1 protein-coding gene is annotated in these 277 nt (G+C 62.8%); it reads right to left on the reverse strand.

What is annotated here, in order from left to right; all coding sequences use genetic code 11:
• The coding region (locus tag SB679_RS23990; RefSeq protein WP_410704747.1) for a DAK2 domain-containing protein at positions 1-277 on the reverse strand (277 nt) is incomplete at both ends.

Genomic DNA, 277 nt, shown 5'->3' on the forward strand with positions numbered 1-277 from the left:
GAGCGGTCCCGATGAGGCGCCGACGGCGTTCAGGAATGACTTGGCGGCGAGGTTGAAGATGGCGCCGAGATCACTCTCTGCCGCATTGGCCGCGAGGCTTGTCTTCACCGTCGAAAAACCGAGCTCCATGGTGATGCCATGGTCGGCATCGCCGATGACGCCGTCGAGTTCACTGAGGCGGTCGCGGTTTTCCGTAATGGTCGCGGCGATCGCCGAGAACAGGGCGCGCAGGTCCTGTGCAGTGATCTCAGCCATCAGTGGCCGCTCCTGAACATGG

Origin of the sequence: Chryseobacterium sp. SIMBA_029 (assembly GCF_046535275.1) — a bacterium.
In the GTDB taxonomy this organism is placed as follows: domain Bacteria; phylum Bacteroidota; class Bacteroidia; order Flavobacteriales; family Weeksellaceae; genus Chryseobacterium.